This window comes from Streptomyces sp. 840.1, assembly GCF_003751445.1.
Taxonomy (GTDB): domain Bacteria; phylum Actinomycetota; class Actinomycetes; order Streptomycetales; family Streptomycetaceae; genus Streptomyces.
Window position 1 is genome coordinate 2,617,214 of sequence record NZ_RJUU01000001.1, and the last position, 19,186, is coordinate 2,636,399.

19 protein-coding genes are annotated in these 19,186 nt (G+C 70.9%); 15 read left to right on the plus strand and 4 right to left on the minus strand.

Features of this window, described 5'->3' with window-relative positions:
- Positions 1–2 precede the first annotated feature (2 nt).
- Positions 3–875, minus strand: a complete 873-nt coding sequence (locus EDD93_RS11975) for a hypothetical protein (RefSeq protein WP_260255696.1) — start codon at positions 873–875, stop codon at positions 3–5.
- A 272-nt stretch (positions 876–1,147) separates the two neighbouring features.
- On the opposite strand from EDD93_RS11975, the gene EDD93_RS11980 reads away from it, so the two are divergent.
- From EDD93_RS11980 to EDD93_RS12015, 8 genes are all read left to right on the plus strand, one after another.
- A complete protein-coding gene (locus EDD93_RS11980) occupies positions 1,148–1,327 on the plus strand; it encodes a ribbon-helix-helix domain-containing protein (protein ID WP_123525143.1) in 180 nt (59 codons plus the stop codon).
- Position 1,328: 1 nt separating this feature from the next.
- Positions 1,329–1,676 (plus strand): glyoxalase/bleomycin resistance/extradiol dioxygenase family protein, encoded by a 348-nt coding sequence (locus tag EDD93_RS11985; RefSeq protein WP_123525144.1) that lies wholly within the window; start codon positions 1,329–1,331, stop codon positions 1,674–1,676.
- A 69-nt stretch (positions 1,677–1,745) separates the two neighbouring features.
- Positions 1,746–3,191 (plus strand): MFS transporter, encoded by a 1,446-nt coding sequence (locus EDD93_RS11990; protein ID WP_123525145.1) that lies wholly within the window; start codon positions 1,746–1,748, stop codon positions 3,189–3,191.
- Positions 3,192–3,351: 160 nt separating this feature from the next.
- Positions 3,352–4,725 carry a ParB/Srx family N-terminal domain-containing protein gene (locus EDD93_RS11995; protein WP_123525146.1) on the plus strand — a complete coding sequence of 458 codons (1,374 nt, stop codon included), beginning with the start codon at positions 3,352–3,354 and terminating at the stop codon, positions 4,723–4,725.
- A gap of 193 nt (positions 4,726–4,918) precedes the next feature.
- Positions 4,919–6,190, plus strand: coding sequence for an aspartate kinase (locus EDD93_RS12000; RefSeq protein WP_123525147.1), 1,272 nt, complete (start codon positions 4,919–4,921; stop codon positions 6,188–6,190).
- Positions 6,187–7,251: an aspartate-semialdehyde dehydrogenase gene (locus tag EDD93_RS12005; protein ID WP_123525148.1), complete on the plus strand. Its 1,065-nt coding sequence runs from the start codon at positions 6,187–6,189 to the stop codon at positions 7,249–7,251. Before EDD93_RS12000 ends, EDD93_RS12005 begins: the two co-directional genes overlap by 4 nt.
- A gap of 375 nt (positions 7,252–7,626) precedes the next feature.
- Positions 7,627–8,202 carry a SigE family RNA polymerase sigma factor gene (locus EDD93_RS12010; protein WP_123525149.1) on the plus strand — a complete coding sequence of 192 codons (576 nt, stop codon included), beginning with the start codon at positions 7,627–7,629 and terminating at the stop codon, positions 8,200–8,202.
- Between the two features lie 80 nt (positions 8,203–8,282).
- Positions 8,283–9,452 (plus strand): hypothetical protein, encoded by a 1,170-nt coding sequence (locus EDD93_RS12015; RefSeq protein ID WP_260255697.1) that lies wholly within the window; start codon positions 8,283–8,285, stop codon positions 9,450–9,452.
- Between the two features lie 110 nt (positions 9,453–9,562).
- On the opposite strand, the gene EDD93_RS12020 is transcribed toward EDD93_RS12015, so the two are convergent.
- Both EDD93_RS12020 and EDD93_RS12025 read right to left on the minus strand, forming a co-directional pair.
- Positions 9,563–10,537: an SURF1 family protein gene (locus EDD93_RS12020; RefSeq protein WP_123525151.1), complete on the minus strand. Its 975-nt coding sequence runs from the start codon at positions 10,535–10,537 to the stop codon at positions 9,563–9,565.
- Between the two features lie 92 nt (positions 10,538–10,629).
- Positions 10,630–12,522: a S9 family peptidase gene (locus EDD93_RS12025; protein WP_398903412.1), complete on the minus strand. Its 1,893-nt coding sequence runs from the start codon at positions 12,520–12,522 to the stop codon at positions 10,630–10,632.
- A 71-nt stretch (positions 12,523–12,593) separates the two neighbouring features.
- Between EDD93_RS12025 and EDD93_RS12030 the strand changes: the two genes are divergently transcribed.
- Both EDD93_RS12030 and EDD93_RS12040 read left to right on the plus strand, forming a co-directional pair.
- Positions 12,594–13,433, plus strand: coding sequence for a bifunctional 2-polyprenyl-6-hydroxyphenol methylase/3-demethylubiquinol 3-O-methyltransferase UbiG (locus EDD93_RS12030; RefSeq protein ID WP_123525152.1), 840 nt, complete (start codon positions 12,594–12,596; stop codon positions 13,431–13,433).
- A gap of 269 nt (positions 13,434–13,702) precedes the next feature.
- Positions 13,703–14,092: a nuclear transport factor 2 family protein gene (locus EDD93_RS12040; protein WP_123525154.1), complete on the plus strand. Its 390-nt coding sequence runs from the start codon at positions 13,703–13,705 to the stop codon at positions 14,090–14,092.
- 146 nt (positions 14,093–14,238) lie between these two features.
- On the opposite strand, the gene EDD93_RS12045 is transcribed toward EDD93_RS12040, so the two are convergent.
- Positions 14,239–15,045 carry an SGNH/GDSL hydrolase family protein gene (locus EDD93_RS12045; RefSeq protein WP_123525155.1) on the minus strand — a complete coding sequence of 269 codons (807 nt, stop codon included), beginning with the start codon at positions 15,043–15,045 and terminating at the stop codon, positions 14,239–14,241.
- 351 nt (positions 15,046–15,396) lie between these two features.
- Between EDD93_RS12045 and EDD93_RS12050 the strand changes: the two genes are divergently transcribed.
- From EDD93_RS12050 to EDD93_RS12070, 5 genes are all read left to right on the plus strand, one after another.
- Entirely contained in the window at positions 15,397–16,383 is a 987-nt protein-coding gene (locus tag EDD93_RS12050; protein ID WP_123525156.1) for a GlxA family transcriptional regulator, read from the plus strand.
- A 178-nt stretch (positions 16,384–16,561) separates the two neighbouring features.
- Complete coding sequence (locus EDD93_RS12055; protein WP_123525157.1) at positions 16,562–17,173, plus strand: isochorismatase family protein; 612 nt, start codon at positions 16,562–16,564, stop codon at positions 17,171–17,173.
- Between the two features lie 36 nt (positions 17,174–17,209).
- On the plus strand, positions 17,210–18,007 hold the full coding sequence (locus EDD93_RS12060; RefSeq protein ID WP_123525158.1) for a DeoR/GlpR family DNA-binding transcription regulator: 798 nt from the start codon (positions 17,210–17,212) through the stop codon (positions 18,005–18,007).
- 65 nt (positions 18,008–18,072) lie between these two features.
- On the plus strand, positions 18,073–18,450 hold the full coding sequence (locus tag EDD93_RS12065; protein ID WP_123525159.1) for a DUF4406 domain-containing protein: 378 nt from the start codon (positions 18,073–18,075) through the stop codon (positions 18,448–18,450).
- Complete coding sequence (locus EDD93_RS12070; protein ID WP_123525160.1) at positions 18,447–19,184, plus strand: NUDIX domain-containing protein; 738 nt, start codon at positions 18,447–18,449, stop codon at positions 19,182–19,184. The genes EDD93_RS12065 and EDD93_RS12070 overlap by 4 nt, the downstream gene beginning before the upstream one ends.
- Positions 19,185–19,186: the final 2 nt, after the last annotated feature.

The window sequence follows — 19,186 nt, forward strand, 5'->3', positions numbered from 1 at the left end:
GGTCAGGCGAAGTAGTGGATGGTCCCGCGCAGCGCCGGTTCCGCACCTTCGCAGTGCTGTTCGAAGGTGAGGGCGAGCGCGGTGACCTGCCCCGCCGCGTCCGTGGCCAGCTTGGTCACCGTGAACTCACCGTTGCTGTCGTTGCATCCCCCGCCGCCGACATCGAGCGTGGCCAGCCCGTCATCCCCCATCCGGTTCGCCTCATAGGTGCGGCCCGCCTGGAGCGACTGGCCCGAGGGGGCCGCGATGAGCGCGCCCCAGTTCTCCCGCAGGCCGCTGACGCGATAGTCGAGGCGACCGTCCACCGTGCCGTCGAGAGAGAACGTGCCCGTGCCGCCGGTGAAGGTGCGGCTTCGGCCCCCTCCCGCGTAGTCGCCCGGCTCGCTGACGTAGGAGAACGACAACGGCAGCGCCTTGTACTTGACCGTGCCCCGCAGCGCGGGAGCGTCGGGGGCTTCGCAGCGCTGGACGTACGAGGCGTCCAGCAGGGTGATCGCGCCCGTGCTGTCGGTGCTGATCTGGTTGATCGTGTACTGCCCGTACACGATGTTGCAGCCGCGACCGTCCCCGCTCACCGAAAGGCCGGGCGCCCGGCCGGTGGGCCCGGGGGCGCGTTCGGCGTTGCGGAACACGCCGGGGGTGAGCTGGTCGCCCGCCGGTGCCTGCATCTGGATGTTCCACGTCACGTCACCGGACTCGACGACCATCGTGGCGTACGTGGCGTCGCCCTCGACCCGGATGTTCGCGGCCGGAGACCGGTAGACGGACGTCTCGCCCTGGCCCACCCAGTCACCTGCCTCGCTGCGCTGGGTGTAGGCCGTGACCGGCACCGGCTGCCCGGCCGCGGCCTCCGCGACCGGCCCGGACCACAACACGCACGCGCCTGCCGCACCCGCCACTGCGGTCAGTGCGGTTGCCCTGTTCAACGCACGACGCCATCTGAACCACATGACTCTCACGTTCCCCACCCTTCATGTGCACACGAAAGCAACACGCGCCCAACTACCCACGCTGGTAACGAACATGCGCCGTTCTGCTGAGGGAGGTCGCCGAGTTGTTGAGCCGGTCCACGTGGCCCCCGGTCGCGAGTGGGTGCTGCGCGGCAGGGCTTGTCAGGCTAGGCGTCTAGCATGCTAGCATCGCCCTCATGGGTGGTACGGAGGTCAAACAGTTCAACGTGTATCTGCCGGTCGAGCTGATCAGGCAGGTCAAACATCACGCGATCGAGACGGAGATGTCGCTGTCGGCACTGGTGGCCGAGGCGTTGCGTGCGTATCTCGACGACGCCCATGGGCAGCGGCAGCACTCATCCGGAAAGGAGTCATGACATGACGACCGAAGGCATCGAAGCGGTGTTCCTGGAGACCCACAACTGGGGCAGGACCGCGAAGTTCTTCCAGCAGCTGGGGTACGAGCTGGTGAGCTCGGAGGGCGACGGCTCGGGCGTACTGCGCAACGGCGAGGGTGCCTACCTCGTCGTCGTCGAGATCCCCGAGCACCGGGAGGCCGGCATGCAGATGGTGCTGAAGGTGGCCGACGAGGACGCGTTCAAGGCCGGTTCCGCCGCGGACGTCGTCACCCCGTTCGAGGACACGCACTACGGGACCCGGGAGATGACCGTCCGCGATCCCGACGGGCGGTTGTGGAGCCTTCAGGCGCCTCGCGCCAAGAGCTGACGCCCGCCGGTTCCGTGTGAAGGGCCGTGGGGCGGGACGGGGCGTTGAGGGCGACGGAGGGAAGCGCGAATGACTGGATGGCGCGGCAATCCCTGGGCGGTGCTGGTGACGCTCAGCCTGGGGTTCTTCATGACACTGCTGGATCTGACGGCCGTCAACGTGGCCATCCCCAGCATGATGGGCAACCTGCACGCGTCGCTGGACGAGGTGCTGTGGGTGATCAACGTCTACATCCTGGTCCTGGCCGCGCTGCTGATCATGTTCGGCCGGCTGGGTGACGTACGCGGGCCGCGCACCATGTTCATCGGCGGCGTCGCACTGTTCACCGCGGCGTCCGTGCTGTGCGGGCTCTCGCAGGACCCGGCCCAGCTCATCGCCGCCCGCGCCCTGCAAGGGCTGGGCGCGGCGGCGCTGATGCCACAGACGATGGCGATCATCATCGGCACCTTCCCGGCCGAGCGCCGGGGCGTCGCCCTCGGCGTCTGGGGCGCCGTCGCGGGCGTGGCCACGATCGCGGGGCCCACCCTCGGCGGGCTCCTGATCAGTTCGGCCGGCTGGCGGTGGATCTTCTTCGTCAACGTCCCGATCGGCGCGGCCGTGCTCGTCATGGCCGTCCGGCTCGTGCCCGACATCAGACCGGGCCACCGCCGGAAACTGGATGTCGTGGGCGTCGTACTCGCCGCCGTGGCGCTGGGGTGCCTCACCTTCGCGCTCACCGAGGGGCAGCGCTACCACTGGAGCGTCGGCATCTGGGCGCTGCTGGGTGCGGCCGTGCTGCTGCTGGTGCTGTTCCTGACCCACCAGCGCGCCCGCCAGCAGGACGAACCGCTGCTCCCCTTCGGGCTCTTCCGTGACCGCGACTACGCGGTCATGAGCTTCGTGGCCGCGACCGTCCAGGTCGGGATGCTCGGTCTGTTCCTGCCGGTGATGATCTACCTCCAGTCGGTGCTGCACCTCGGCGCCCTCGAGGCCGGACTCGTGATGGCACCGGCGATGGTGGTGTCGGCGGTGCTGTCACCGTTCTCGGGCGGGATGGCGGACCGGATCGGCGGCAAGTACGTCCTGATGACGGGACTGACGCTGTTCGCGGCGGGCCTGGCCTGGCTCGCCCTGGTCGCCGATGCCGGCCGTGTGTGGTGGGAGCTCCAGCCGGCCTTGATCGTGTCCGGGGTGGGTATCGGCTGTGTCTTCGGTCCGATGGTCACGACCGCCATGTACAACGTGGAGCCCGCGATGGCAGGTGCTGCCTCCGGTGTGCTGAACACGATCCGACAGGTCGGCACGGTGATGGGCAGCGCGGCGGTCGGCGCGGTACTGCAGAACCGGCTGGCCGTCTCGCTCCAGGGCGGAGCCGCCTCGTACGAACACGCGGTCGTCGATGCGATGCGGCCGACCCTGGCCCTGCCCATCGTCGTGATCGCGGTCGGCGCCGCCTCGTGCCTCCTGGTGGGGCGCAGGCAGGGCAGCAGGGCGAGCACCGCTCCGGAACGGGCCGGCCTCGGCACATCCGCCTGACGAGCGCTCCGAGGGCGTGTTCTGATCCGCCAGTCGTTCACCTTGCCGACCCCCGCCCGACAGCCGGGGGCCACCGACCGGGGCGGGCGCGGGTGAGTAGATGTGCGCGACACTCGGCGCGCCCACGCCGCGCCCCGTCCCGCAGACACGTGGAGACCGCATGACCGGCTCAGCCCGTACCCAGTCCCAGCCCCGCGCCTCCCGCCCGCGCCGTCTGGGGGCGGGGATCGCCGCGGGCGCGGCGGTGCTGGGCGGGCTGCTCGCGAGTGGCGGTACCGCCACGGCGGACACCGCGACCGGGCTGACGGCCGGGAGCCCCAAGGCCGGGGATCTCCTCGATGTCACCCTGGGCCGGCTGCACCCCACCCAGCCCACCGTGGGCTTCGACCAGATCTACTACAAGCTGGGCCGCTACACCGCGACCAAGGACGAGGCGAACGGCGACCTCAACAAGCGGTTCGACGACTGGTGCGAGACCAACGGGCAGGAGAAGGCCGCGAGCGCGCGGCCGGGCGCCACGCTCTCCGACGCGTCCAGCTTCAGCTGCACCGTCCCTCTCGGCGAGGAGACGGCCGCGACCCGCGCGGCGATGAAGACGGTCGTCGTCGGACCCGGCGGCGCCCTGTACCTCACCGACGGACACCACTCCCTGACGTCGTTCCTGGAGGCGCCCGACGGCGGCCCGGGTACCCACATCAGGCTGCGCGTCGTGGACAACCTGAGCGGGCTCTCCACCGCCGCGTTCTGGAAGACCATGCAGGAGAACAAGTGGGTCTGGCTGCGCGACGAGAACAACCGGCCCATCACCACGGACCAGCTTCCCCAGCACCTCGGACTGGCCCACTTCCACGACGACCGCTATCGCAGCCTCGTCTACTTCACCCGTGACATCGGCTACCAGGCACCCGACGGCGCCGCGGAGTTCCTGGAGTTCCAGTGGGGCACCTGGATGCGTGAGCGCGTCGACCTCGGCACGTACGACCTGGCCGCCCCCGCCTCGTACCTCTCCGCGATCCGCGCCGCCTCGGAGGCGATGTCGGCGACGCCCGGCGACACCGTCGTCGCCGACGGCCGCACCGCCGACGAACTCGGCCGGATGGCGGAGTGGAACAACGGCAAGAAGCCGACCGGCGGCGAGTTCGGGAAGCTGAGCGCCCCGATATCCGACGCGAAGCCCGGCAAGCTCGCGTACGCCCTCGACTACCGGTCCCGGGTCGCCCCCGCCCCCGCCTGCACGAAGACGGTGACCGGCAAGCACACCGGACCGCTGGTCATCTCCTCCGGCGTCACCTGCCTGGACGGTACGAAACTGACCGGCCCCGTCGTGGTCGCCGCGGGCGCGAGCCTGGTGGTGAGGGGCGCCGAGATCACCGGGCCCGTCCAGGCGGTCGGCGCGCGCACGGTCCAGATCTGCGGCACGTCGCTGACGGGACCGCTCTCGGTGGTCGGCACGAAGGAGCGGCTGACCCTGTCCGGCCCCGGCTGCACCCCGAACACCCTGAAGGGCCCCGTTCAGCTGGTCGGCAACCCGTAACCCGCCGGTGTGGGCTGGGACACATAAGGGAGTGTCCGGGCGATCGGCGGGCAACAGCCTCGTACGAGCAGTTCGGAACGGCGCGCCGGTGATCACGTGGTGAGCGGGACATCTCACCATATGATATCGGCGAGGCGTTTCCGGACTGCTCGTTAAACTGAGCCGACAGCAATGGATTGAGCGAGGAGCGCACGTGGGCCTGGTCGTGCAGAAGTACGGGGGTTCCTCCGTAGCCGATGCCGAGGGCATCAAGCGCGTCGCCAAGCGAGTCGTCGATGCCAAGAAGAACGGCAACCAGGTGGTTGTCGTGGTGTCAGCGATGGGCGACACGACGGACGAGTTGATCGATCTCGCGGAGCAGGTGTCACCGATGCCCGCCGGGCGCGAGTTCGACATGCTGCTGACCGCCGGGGAGCGGATCTCCATGGCCCTGCTGGCCATGGCGATCAAGAACCTGGGCCACGAGGCCCAGTCGTTCACGGGCAGCCAGGCCGGTGTCATCACCGACTCGGTCCACAACAAAGCGCGGATCATCGACGTCACTCCGGGCCGCATCCGGACCTCGATCGACGAGGGCAACATCGCCATCGTCGCCGGGTTCCAGGGGGTGAGCCAGGAGGGCAAGAACATCACCACCCTCGGCCGTGGCGGGTCCGACACCACCGCAGTGGCCCTCGCCGCCGCGCTGGACGCCGAGGTCTGTGAGATCTATACCGATGTGGACGGTGTCTTCACCGCCGACCCCCGGGTCGTCAAGAAGGCCCAGAAGATCGACTGGATCTCCTTCGAGGACATGCTGGAGCTGGCGGCGTCCGGCTCCAAGGTGCTGCTGCACCGGTGCGTGGAATACGCACGCCGTTACAACATTCCGATCCACGTCCGCTCGTCCTTCTCCGGACTCCGCGGAACCTGGGTCAGCAACGAGCCGCAAGGGGACCAGCAGGTGGAGCACGCCATCATCTCCGGAGTCGCCCACGACGTCTCCGAGGCCAAGGTCACTGTCGTCGGCGTGCCCGACAAGCCGGGCGAGGCCGCGGCGATCTTCCGCGCCATCGCGAACGCCGAGATCAACATGGACATGGTGGTGCAGAACGTCTCCGCCGCGTCGACCGGGCTGACCGACATCACCTTCACGCTCCCCAAGACGGAGGGCCGCAAGGCCATCGACGCCCTGGAGCGCAGCCGGGCCGGCATCGGCTTCGAGTCGCTGCGCTACGACGACCAGATCGCCAAGATCTCCCTGGTCGGCGCCGGTATGAAGACCAACCCGGGCGTCACCGCAGGCTTCTTCGAGGCGCTGTCCGACGTCGGCGTGAACATCGAGCTGATCTCGACCTCCGAGATCCGCATCTCGGTCGTCACCCGTGCCGACGACGTCAACGAGGCCGTGCGCGCCGTGCACACCGCCTTCGGTCTCGACAGCGACTCCGACGAGGCAGTCGTGTACGGGGGCACCGGCCGATGACCGCGCGCCGCCCTTCGCTCGCGGTCGTCGGCGCGACCGGGGCGATCGGTGGCGTCATGCTCCAGATCCTTTCGGAACACGCGGATGTCTGGGGCGAGGTGAAGCTGATCGCCTCACCGCGCTCGGCCGGCGGCAAGCTGGTCGTGCGCGGTGAGGAGACCGAGGTCCTCGAACTCTCCGAGGACATCTTCGACGACGTCGACGTGGCGCTGTTCCTGGCACCCGACGAGGTGTCCGAACGCTGGGCGCCGCTCGCCGCGTCCAGGGGCGCTGTCGTCATCGACGACTCCGCCGCCTTCCGGATGGACGGCGACGTTCCGCTCGTCGTCCCCGAGATCAACCCCCACGCCGCCCGGATCAGACCGCGCGGCATCGTCGCGAGCCCGAACTCCACGACGCTGGCACTGATCGTCGCGGTCGGCGCACTGCACGCCGAGTTCGGGCTCCGCGAACTCGTCGTCTCCTCGTACCAGGCCGTCAGCGGCGTCGGGCGCGAGGGCGTCGCCGCGCTGCGCGAACAGCTGTCGACGGTCGCCGGCAGCGAACTGGGCACGAAGCCGGGCGACGTGCGCCGGGTCGTGGGAGACGCGGACGGCGGCCCCTTCGCCGCACCCGTCGCCCTCAACGTCGTGCCGTGGGCCGGGACGGACGCCGGGGACGGCTGGTCGTCCGAGGAACTGGCGATCCGCGACGAGTGCCGCAAGATCCTCGATCTGCCGAGCCTGCGGGTGGCGGCGACCTGCGTGTACGTGCCCGTGATCACCACCCACTCGATGTCCGTGCACGTCCGCTTCGAGAACGAGGTCACGGTCGACCGGGCGCACGAGATCCTGGCGACCGCACCCGGTGTGGTGCTGTACGACAATCCCGGGGCGGGCGACTTCCCGACCCCGTCCGACGTGGTGGGCACCGATCCGACCTGGGTCGGCCGGGTCCGCCGGTCGATGGACGAGCCGAGGGCGCTGGAGCTCTTCGTCTGCGGCGACAACCTCCGCAAGGGTGCCGCACTGAACGTCGCGCAGATCGCCGAAGCGGTCGCTGCCGAATTCCCCGAGTCCTGAATTTCCCCGGTCCTGATCGAACCTGTTTTGTACGTTCTGTGAACGCCCTGTGAGCAACTTGCCGGTCTGAACCTCTTGAGCTGGGGCGTTGCGGTGTCCGACGATGACCTTTCGGCCCGCTGCAACCGCCGGTCGGGCAGCACGCGTCTACGTCGTCACTTCTTGCGCGACGAGACGCACATTCGGGGTATTTGGGGAAGAGCGGTTACGTATGAAGGCATATCGCATGGTGTCAAACGCGGTGCCGTATGCGTACAACCCTGACGGGGGGAAACGTGTCCAACTGGCGTGGCAGAGGTACTCGATATCACAGTGGTGGGCCCCTTGCGCGGCGCTTCGGTGCGACCGCTCAGACGGCCCCGCGCGCCCGGTGGCATGCCGGTGATCGCGCCCATGCCCGCCGCGCACCCGACGGGGCTGCCGTCACAGCGCGAGGGCGCTGAAGGCAGCGTGGCGTCCGGAACTACCGTTGACCATCTCACCGAAACCTATCGCGCCCACTACCGTTCGCTGCTCGGCCTCGCGGCCCTGCTCCTGGACGACACGGCCTCCTGTGAGGACGTCGTGCAGGAGGCGTTCATCCGCGTGCATTCGGCGCGCAACCGGGTACGGGAGCCCGAGAAGACACTCGCGTACCTGCGCCAGACCGTCGTCAACCTCTCCCGCTCCGCGCTTCGCCGTCGCATCCTCGGGCTGAAGCTGCTCTCCAAGCCCATGCCGGACATGGCGAGCGCGGAGGAGGGTGCGTACGACCAGCTGGAGCGGGACGCGCTGATCAAGGCAATGCGGGGGCTGCAACGGCGCCAGCGGGAGGTACTGGTGCTGCGCTACTTCGCGGACATGACCGAGGCGCAGGTCGCCACGACCCTGGGGATATCCCTGGGCTCGGTGAAGGCGTACGGTTCCCGCGGCATCGCGGCACTGCGCGTGGTGATGGAGGCGCAGGCATGAGCCGGCGCGACGGCCACGAGCACGGACGCCGGCACGGGCCCTCATTCGGACATCGGAATGACCGGACTGGAAACGGAATTGTGAATCACGGGCCGGACAGCACCCCGGACAGCACACCGGGTACGGATGGCGATCGGCTGTCCGCCCTCTTCGGCGCCGGTCCCGGTGACGGGTTCGGATCCGGGCCCGGACCTGGATCGGGACCGGGTGATGGTGCCGATGTCGACGAGGACGCGCTGCGCCGGATGATGCGCGGCGCCGTGCAGGGCCTTGAACCCCGTGACGGCAGCCTCGACCACCTGTACCGGGCGGTGCCCGCCCGCCGGGCCCGGCGGCGGCAGGCGCTCGTGGGCGTGGCGGCGGCTGCCCTGCTCATCGGCACCGCGATCCCCGCGTTCGTCCATGTCGCGAACTCCGAAGGATCGAACGCCGCCAGCCCGGCGATCGCCGGTCACGGCGAGCAGGCGCAGGGCGGCAGCGGCGAGGAGCCCGGTCCGGGCTCCGGCGGCGCGAACGACGGTGGTGGGAACGAAGGGCGCCAAGACATCGGCGAGGACGTCCCGGACGCCTCGGCCAGCCCGTCTGTCAGCAGCGGCCAGGGCGTGGAGGGTACGACGGTGGGCGGCTCGGCCGACCCGCAGGCCAGCGTGGCGGCCGACGTGCCGGTCTGCGCACCCGACCAGCTCGGTGTCGCCTCTGCGGAGACCGGCGCGACCGGCGCCGACGGCACGGTGTACGGAACGTTCCGGATCGCCAATGTCTCCGGCAAGAACTGCTCGGTGAGCAGCGGCGGCACGGTGGGCTTCGAGGCGATGGGCGCGGCGGACCCGGCCAAGATCGTGGTCGTCCGGCACACCGAGGGAGACGCGGCGTCCGGCCTGCCCGATCCCGCCGAGGAGGAGGCGACGGTGCTGCTGAAGCCGGAGATGGCGTACGAGGTGCAGTTCGCCTGGGTACCGAAGGACACCTGTCCGACGACCGGCGGCTCGCCCTCTCCGACCCCGACGGACGGTACGACCGGCAGCGCGGTGGGCTCGGCCGGGGCCGGCACGGCCGGCGGGAGCGGGGAGACCGAGACGGGTACGGACACGCAGCTCGGCAGCGAGGACGAGCCGGGGGCGGCAGAGGGCAGCGTCGCCGTGAAGCACACGGCGGAGCCGGGAGCGCCGGTCGCGGAGACGAAGATCAGCAATGCCTGCGCGGGCACGATCTACCGCACGGGCGCGCTGGAATCCTCGCCGCAGAAGTAGCGCAGAAGTAGCGCAGGAGCAGCGCAGGAGCGGCTCGGGATTCGCTCAGCGCAGCTCCCGAGCAGCTCGGGAGCAGTTCGGGAGTCGTGCAGGAGCAGCGCGCGAATCGCTCAGGCGTTTGTGTCCGCGTTCCGGCCCGGGGCGGCCGGCTCCTCCGGGAGCGCGTCCGGGGCCGTTGCCGCCGGGTCCTCGGGGGCCGCCGGGTCCTCAGGGGCCGCCGTCTGCTCGTCCGCGACGAGGCCCAGGCGCACGTCCCGGACGGCTTCGGCCTCGCGCCGGACCAGCCGGAACCACATGAAGAGCACGAACGCCGCGAAGACGAACCACTCGCACAGGTAGCCCAGATTCTGGAAGGCCTTCAGGTCCAGCCCGGTGCCCTGTGCCGCGGCGGCCGGTACGGGGCGCAGGGCGGTGGCCTTCCCGCCCGAGGTGTCGTCGGCCCCTGCCGTGTCCTCGGCCCCCGGGGTGTCCGTCGCCCCCGACGTCCCCGTGGCGGCCGCGCCGCCCGTGCGTACGTCGGACCGCTGGAGTGTCACCCACGCGTCGTACACGTCGTACGGCACGAGGTTGACGAGTGACGCGGCGCTGATCATCCCGACCTGGCCGTCGGGGAGCCCGCCCGTCGCATCGACCCCCGAGGTCGCCGCGTTCTCCGAGGCCTGGAGGTCGCCGGTCACCGTGACATCGCCGGCCGGCGCGGCCGGCACCGGGGTGTGTCCGGCCTTCCCGGGGAGCCAGCCCCGCACCACGGGCAGCGCCTTGCCGCTGTCGGTGCGCAGCATCCCCACGACGTAGAAGCCGGTCCGGTCGTCCAGCTTCCGGCCGGGCACCAGGAACTGGTCGGCGTACCGGCCGGTCGCGGTGGCGGGACGGCCGGAGGTCACCGTGTCGACGGGCAGCAGCTCGTCGATCGGCTTGGCGGCCCTCGTGCCCGGAGCGGGCTGCTTGTCGGCGGCCTCGTGCGTCTGCACGCGGTCCTCGAAGCGGCCGAGCTGCCAGGTGCCCATGAACACGCAGAACGGGATGGCCAGCACGACGAAGAGGTTGATCCCCCACCATCGCGGGGTCAGCAGGAACCGGTACACCCCTCCACGGTACGGTCCCCGCTCCGGCCGTCCGGAGCGGGGGCACCCGTGGGGCCGCCCTTTATCCGGCCCCTACGCGGCCCGGGAGGGCCCTATCCGGCGAGGCCGTCCGGAGCTCCGAGGTGACGGGCGGCGAAGTCGAGCTCCAGCCGCACCTGCTTGATCCGCTCCTCCACGACGAGCGAGCCGTGCCCCGCGTCGTAGCGGTAGACCTCGTGCACCGCGTCGCGGCCCTTCAGCCGGTCCACGTAGTTCTCCACCTGGCGGATCGGGCAGCGCGGGTCGTTGACGCCCGCCGAGATGTAGACCGGGGCCCGCACCGCGTCGACGTAGGTCAGGGGCGACGAGGCCTCGAAGCGCTCGGGCACCTCCTCCGGCGTCCCGCCCAGCAGGGTGCGGTCCATCGCCTTCAGGGCCTCCATCTCGTCGTGATAGGCCGTGACGTAGTCCGCGACCGGGACGGCGGCCAGGCCCAGGGCCCAGTCACCGGGCTGCGTACCGAGGCCGAGCAGGGTCAGGTAGCCGCCCCAGGAGCCGCCGGCCAGGACGAGCCTCGCCGGGTCCGCGAGGCCGGACTTCACCGCCCACTCCCGGACCGCCGCGATGTCCTCCAGCTCGATCAGGCCGATCCGGTGCTTCAGCGCGTCCGTCCAGGCCCGGCCGTAGCCGGTCGAGCCGCGGTAGTTGACCCGGACGACCGCGTAGCCGTGGTCCACCCAGGCGGCGGGCCCGCCCGCGAAGGCGTCGCTGTCGTGCCAGGTCGGGCCGCCGTGGATCTCGAAGACCGTAGGGAACGGGCCCTGCGCCGGGGCCGCCGGGCGCTGGACGAGCGCGTGGACGCGGCCCCCGGGACCCTCCACCCACACGTCCTCGACGGGCACCGACCGGGGGGCCTTCGCACCCGGCGGATCGAGCACCACCGCACCGGACGTGGACCGGACGACGGGGGGCTCTGCGGCCGAGGACCAGAGGTACTCCACCGTGCCGTCCGGGCGGGCGGTGGCCCCGGAGACCGAACCGGTGGGCGTCTCCACCCGCACCAGGGCGCCGTCGGCCGCCGCCGGCCCGTACCGCCACAGCTCGCTGCGGGCCTCGAAGCCGTGCTCGATCAGCAGCGCGGAGCCGTCCGGATACCACTCGGCCCCCACATCGCCGGGCAGCTCGATGGCGAGGTCCGTCTCCGTGCCCGCCACCGGGTCCCAGATCATCGGCTCCCAGCGGCCGCGCCGCTGATGCCCGACCAGCAGCCGGGTGTCCCCGGCCACCGGTGCGAAGCCGAGAACCGCGAGGCCCAGCTCCTTCGTGCCGCCTTCGGTGTCGTCCAGCTCCGCGACCGTGCTGCCGTCCGGCCGCACCACGCGCAGCGCGGAGTGCATCGCGTCGCCGTGCTCGGTGTGCTCCAGCGCGATCAGCGTCCCGTCGTGCGACAGGTCACCGACCCCGGCCGACTCGCGGTGACGGTAGATCTCGACGGGCGCCGCCCCGGGCCGTACGACGTGGACCGTCGTGCCGTCCTCGTCCGTCGAACGGCCTACCACCGCCGTCCCGTCCCGGCCGATCGCGAGCCCGGCGGGGTAGGAGGGGGCGAGACCGGGGGCCGCCGGCTCGTCCTTCACGGCTTCGCCGCCGCGCGCGCCCGCACCCTCGCTGTCGCCCTCACTCTTGCTGTCGCCCGGGGCGGCGTTGAACGGCCGGCGCATCCACACCCCGAACTCGTCGCCGTCGGTGTCGTCGAACCACCAGATGGCCTCGCCGTCCGGCGTCAGCGTGCCGTCCGTCGTCCCGTTGGGGCGGTCGGTCACCTGGCGCTGCTCGCCGGTGGCCCGGTCCCAGGCGTACAGCTCGTACGTCCCCGTCGCGTTGGAGACGAACAGCGCGCGGTCCGGCGCGTCCTCCGCCCAGTCGGGCAGGGACACCCGGGGAGCCCGGAAACGCTGCTCCCACTCCGGGACGGAATCGGTCGTCGAACCAGTGGTCTCAGTCATGCCCACCATTCTGCGCCGGACCGGCGACAATCCGTTCGCCCCGTCCTCAGCCTGTGGATAACCTCGCGGGCATGCATACACCGATACCCGTCGACTGGCGCGATGCCAACCGCGCCATGTGGGATGAACGTGTGCCCATCCACAGCAGCAGCGACTTCTACGACCTGGACTCCTTCCGCGCGGGCAAGGACTCCCTGCGGGCCTTCGAGCTGGCGGAGGTCGGGGACGTGACGGGCAGGTCGCTCCTGCACCTCCAGTGCCACATCGGGCTCGACACCCTCTCCTGGGCCAGGCGCGGCGCCGCCCAGGTCGTCGGCCTCGACTTCTCCGAGCCGGCCGTCGAGACCGCGCGCTCGCTGGCCCAGGACATCGGCCTGGCCCCGGACCGGGCGGCGTTCGTCGTCGCCGACGTCAACGACGCGGCGGAGGCCGTCCCGGACTCCTCGTACGACATCGTCTACACCGGTGTCGGGGCGCTGAACTGGCTGCCCGACATCGACCACTGGGCCGAGACGGCGGCCTCGCTCGTGGCGCCCGGAGGATTCCTCTACCTGGCGGAGTTCCATCCGCTGACCGACTGCCTCGACGACGCGACCGGTGAACGGATCGTGCACGACTACTTCAGCCGCGACGCCTGGGTGGACGAGACCCCGGGCACGTACGCGGACTTCGACGCGCCGACCGTCCACAACCGCAGCGTCGAGTGGCAGCACCCGGTGGGCAGTGTCGTCTCGGCACTCGCGGCGGCCGGGCTGCGGATCGAGTTCCTGCACGAGCACGACACCTCACTCTTCGCACGTTTTCCCGTGCTGGAGCGGCAGCCGGACGGCTGCTACCGCTTCCCGGCGGAGCGGCCGCGCATCCCGCTGATGTACTCGATCAAGGCGACCCGCCCGGCACGGCTTCCCTAGGCCGTGTCCGCGAAGTCCCGTCGTACGCCCGGAGGGCGTGGTCCGCGGCGCCTGGCACGCGCACTCGCCGCGTTGTCGGACTCGCCCTCGTACACCCGGTACGAGGGCGATCCTCCGCCTTGCGATTGCACGCACCAGACGCCGCGGACCACGCCCTCCGGGCGTACGACGGGACTTCGCGGACACGGCCCGGCCCGGCACGGCCTCCCCGGTACGGCGCGTCGGGTGGAGCCGGGCCGACTGTCAGTGGTGGGGTCCAGACTCGGAGCATGACCACGCCTGCTGATCCGCGCGCCGCTGTCGAGAGTTACTGGACCGCGGCCGATCTCCGAGACTGGGACACCTTCGCGGCCACGCTCGCCGACGAGGTGCTGTACGACCTGCCGCAGACCCGTGAGCGCATTCGCGGCAAGGAGCGCTACCTCAGCTTCAACCGGGAGTATCCGGGGGACTGGCGGGTGAGCGTCGAGCGGATAGTCGCCGACCGGGACGGACAGCAGGTGGCGGTACGGACGCTGTTCACGGTCGGCGACCAGGAGCTGCACGCCATCCACTTCTTCACGTTCGACGCGCGGGGGCTGATCAGCGAGATCACCGACTTCTGGCCCGAGCCGTACGAGCCCCCGGCGGGCCGGGAGCATCTCGTCGAGCGGTACTGAGCGCGGCAGGGGGCGACCGGGGCACGGCGAGGGCTCGGGCGGCGCGTACGGTTCGGGCGGCTCGGACGGGGAGCACGGCAGCGGCGCGGCAGGGCCCGGGAGCCGGGGCTCCTGAGCCGTTGCCGCGCCGCTGCTTCCCGTGGTTCCTACGCGGCCGAGCTGAAGGCGGGCAGATAGCCGCCCGACTGTCCCTCGGCCTTGGGGTGATACGAGTTCTCGATGGGGATCGAGACGCTGTGGAGCCACGGGTCGCCGGAGCACAGCTCGTGTCCGGTGAACTCGTCCGCGACGCCGGAGAAGGTGAATCCCGCGTCGGCGGCCTGCTTGGCGATCACTCCGTTCAACACGTCGGACGCGTTGTTGATGGCCGTGCGTTCCGTCTCCGTGAGCCCGGCGACGCAGCTTCCGCCGATCTCGTAGAAGCGCGGGTAGCCGAGCACCACGACATGTGCCTGCGGGGCCTTCGAGTGGATGGACCCGTAGAGCGAGCTCAGACCGGCAGGCAGTGAGCCGTTCATCTGCGAGACGGCCGAGTCCACGCTTGCGAGGCAGGCGTCCTCGCCGGACAGCACGCAGTCCTGCATGACGTCCGCGAACCCGACGTCGTTACCGCCCGCCGTCACGCTGACCAAGGAGGTGGACGAGTTCAGCGGGCCGAGCTGGCTGCCCGCCACCGAGCTCGTGGTGGCGCCCGAACAGGCGACGAAGTCGAAGGAGGAAGGCGAGTGCGCCGCCGCCCAGAGGTAGGCGTAGGCGTTGGTGCTGCGCCGGCAGTCACCGCTGTCGGAGAGGTAGTTCCCCGCCCCGACGCCGGACGAGTACGAGTCACCGAGGGCGACGTACCCGCCGGCGGCGGCCGAGGGGGTTGCCGAGGCCGTCTGGGCCATGCCCAGAGCAGCTGCGGCGGCGAGGATCAGAGTGGATGCGGACGCCCAGAATCTCCGTACTGACATAGCTGTCAGCCCTCCGAAGTGTGGGGGGTGGGTGGGGGGTTGATGGAGCGTCAACCGTTGTAGCAGCTTCCGGTACCAGTCGGTAATAGGCGGGCGGGAACCTGTCGGAATTGCCCGAATGATCGTTCGGTAGCCGTAGCTCCGCGCGTAGATAATCCCCGAACTCCACCCGGAACAAGGGGTTTAGGTCTATCCGATCGTCACTTCGCAGGTCTTCGTCCCACGGCCCGCCCCATGCTGGTTCAGCGGTTCGTCCGGCGGCCTGCCCGCGGGCGGGCGGCCGGACGGCGTGTCCGAATGTGACAGACACCTGTCATTGCGGCCGTGCGCTCGGGCGGTGACGATGGACGCATGTCCTCCAGCACCTGCCGCGTCGTGATCGCGGTCTTCCCCGATGTCGACCTCCTCGACGTCACCGGTCCGGCCGAGGTGTTCGCCCTGGCCAACCGGGAGACCGGCGGCGATGCGGGCTACGAGGTCAGGCTGGCCGGCCCCGAGCGGGGCCCCTTCGTCACGTCGGCGGGGGTGCGTCTCGTGGCGGATCTGGCGTTCGCGGAGGTGGGGGCCGCGGTGGACACCCTGCTGGTGCCCGGCGCCGTCGACATGCGCCCGGAAGGGCCGGTGGCCCGGGTCGACGAGGACGTGGTGGCCTGGGTGCGGGAGACCGCTCCGCACGCCCGCCGTATCGCGTCGGTGTGCGTGGGCGCGCACGTACTGGCGGCGGCCGGTCTCCTGGACGGGCGGCGGGCGACCACCCACTGGTCGACCGCCGCGCAGCTGGCGGCCGACCACCCCGAGGTACGGGTGGACCCCGACCCGATCTTCGTACGCTCCGGCAAGGTGTGGACGGGCGCGGGCATCAGCACCTGCATGGACCTGGCGCTGGCCCTGGTGGCGGAGGACCACAGCGAGGAACTGGCGCTGGTGGTGGCCAGGCAGCTGGTGATGTACCTCAGACGGCAGGGCGGCCAGAGCCAGTTCAGCGTCCCGCTGAGCCGGCCTGCCGCGAGCCGCCGGGACATCGACGAACTGCGGGTGTTCATCACCGGGCACCTGGACGGCGACCTCTCGGCGCCCGCGCTCGCGGAACGCATGTGTCTGAGCGAGCGGCACTTCGCCCGGGTCTTCCACCAGGAGACCGGCACCAGCCCGGCCGCGTACGTGGAAGCGGCCAGGGTCGAGGCGGCGCGCCGACTGCTCGAAGCCACCGATGAGCCGCTGGAACGGGTCGCCGCAGCGGTCGGTCTGGGCTCGGTCGAGACGCTGCACCGGGCGTTCCGCAAGCAGATCAGCACCACCCCGGCCGCCTACCGCCGCCGCTTCCGCACAACAGTCTGAACCGCCCTGCCCGGCCCGTACCGGTTCTCACCTGACCTGACCTGACCTGACCTGACCTGACCTGACCTGACCTGACCTGTCGGTCCGGTCCGCGATGCCCGCTGCCCTCCTGTCCCCTGCCCTTCTGTCCTTCTGTCCCTCTGCCCTTCTGTCCCCTTGCTCGAAAGGAACTTCAGCAATGAGCGTCTCCACGTCCCTGCGCGATGTCATCGGTCTCGACAACACGCTGCCCCGCCTCGGTGCGGCCACCCTGCTCATGATCGACTTCCAGAACACCTACCGCAGCGGCGTCATGGCGCTGGAGGGCTCCGAAGCCGCCCTGGCGGCCGGCGCGCGGCTGCTGGCCGCCGCCCGCGAGGCCGGTACGCCGGTCATCCACATCGTCAACGACGGCGGCAAGGGCGGCCCGTACGACATCCGGGCGGAGATCGGTGCCATCAGCCCCGAGGTGGCCCCTGTGGAAGGGGAGTCGGTCGTCGTCAAGCAGTTCCCCGACGCCTTCCGGGACACGGACCTGGAGAAGGTCCTGCGGGGGCGGGGCGCCGGTCCGGACCTGGTGCTGGCCGGGTTCATGACCCACATGTGCGTCACCTTCACGGCCCAGGGCGCCTTCAACCACGGCTACCGGCCCACGGTCGTGGCCGAGGCCACCGCCACCCGCTCCCTGACCGCCCCCGACGGCGAGGTACTGCCCGCCGCCGCTCTCCAGGCCGCCGCCCTGACCACCGTCGCGGACCTCTTCGGCACCGTGGCCCCGACAGTCGGCCACCTCGCGAACTCACACATCTAAATGTTCAAGCGAACATAATTGTGTTAGAAATAAGGCATGGGTGTCGCTAATCGTCTGGACCTGACCCTGCGGTTGGTGCAGGGCTCCGACCGGGTTTCCGTGTCGGAGCTCTCCCATCGCCTGGGGGTCTCCGAAATGACCGTGCGCAGGGACCTCGACGCGCTTGAGCGCCAGGGGCTGGTGCGCAGGGTGCACGGGGGCGCTGTCGCCACGCGGTCCCGCGAGGAAGGGGCCGGGTTCGCGGCGCGCGAGCCCTGGGAGGCCGCGACCAAGGACCGGCTCGGGGCGGCGGTGGCCGCGATGGTGGAGCCGGGGTCCAGGGTGCTGCTGGATGCGGGCACCACCACCGTCCATGTCGCGGAGCACCTCGCCGAACGGGCCCCGCTCACCGTGGCAGTGCTCAGCCTCCAGGCCGCGGTGAGCCTGGCGGACCGGCCCGGGATCGATCTGCTGGTCGTCGGCGGCCGGTCCCGGCCGGGGGAGCGGTCCCTCGTCGGGCCACTGGCCCTGCGGACCCTGGAGGCGCTGGCCTTCGACTGCTTCGTACTGTCCATCGGTGGTGTGCACGCCGAGCACGGGTGGTCGGAGTTCTCGCTGGACGACGCCGCGGTGAAGCAGGCCGCGCTGGCGGGTGCCACCCGGACGATCGCGGTGGCGGACGCGACCAAGCTCGGGGTGCGCGCGTTCAGCCAGGTCGCCCCGCTGGGCGCGGTCGACGACTTCGTCACCGACGCCGCCGCCGGGGACGCCGCCACCCACCCCAACGGCCCCCACACCCTCGCGGCCCTGCGCGATGCGGGCGTCCGCACCACCCTGGCCCGAACCGGGCCGTGAACCCGGCTCCGCAGGCGGCCCCGAGCCCGTCTTCGATGCCTGTCCCACTGCGAGGAGCACCTGTCATGACCCCCGTCCCGCGCCCCCTGATGATCCTGGTCGCCGGCCCCTACCGGTCGGGGACCGGGGACGATCCGGCCAGACTCGACGCCCATGTGCGCGCGATGAACCGGACCGCGCTGGTGCTCTTCCGCGCCGGGCATCTGCCGCTCACCGGTGAGGCCCTGGCCCTTCCCCTGGTCGAGGCCGCGGGGGGCACACGGCCGGGGGATCCGGTCTTCGAGGAGATCTTCCACCCCGTGGCCGAACGCCTGCTGGCGCGCTGCGACGCCGTACTGCGCATCGGAGGCCCTTCGGCCGGCGCGGACCGGATGGTGGCGAGGGCCGGGGAGCTGGGCCTGGACGTCTACACCGGCATCGACGAGATCCCGGCCGCCCGGTGACCGCCGGCCTCGACACCCCGGACCGGCGCGGGCGCACCGGCCTGGACCGGCACGGCCGCGACCTCACCGGCAACCCGCGCGTCCGCGTCAGGGACGTGGAGGTGCTCTCCTGCGACTGGTACGTCCTGCGCAGGACGACCTTCGACTACCTGCACAGCGACGGGCATTGGAGTCAGGAGCAGCGCGAGACGTACGACCGGGGCGACGGCGCCACGATCCTGCTCCACAACACCGAACGCCGCACGGTGCTGCTGACCCGCCAGTTCCGCCTGCCCGCGTACGTGAACGGGCACCCCGACGGGATGCTGATCGAGACCGCCGCCGGACTGCTGGACGGTGACGCCCCGGAGGAGGCCATCCGCAGGGAGGCGGCCGAGGAGACCGGGTACGTCATCGGCGTCCCGGAGCCGGTGTTCACCGTCTACATGAGCCCGGGGTCGGTCACCGAACGCCTGCACTTCTACGCCGCTCCGTACGACCCCGGATCTTCGGTGACCGCTGTGGCTACGGAGGCCACGGAGGCGGCCGATGGGCACGAGTACGCGTACGAGTACGGGCATGGGGTCGCCGAGGAGGGCGAGGACATCGCGACGGTGGAACTCCCCTTCGACGAGGCCCTCGCGATGATCCGCAGCGGCGAGATCGCCGACGCCAAAACCATCATGCTGCTCCAGTGGGCAGCCCTGGAAGGTCCGTACGGTCCGTCGGGGCCGTACCGGCGTTCCGGTCCCTGACG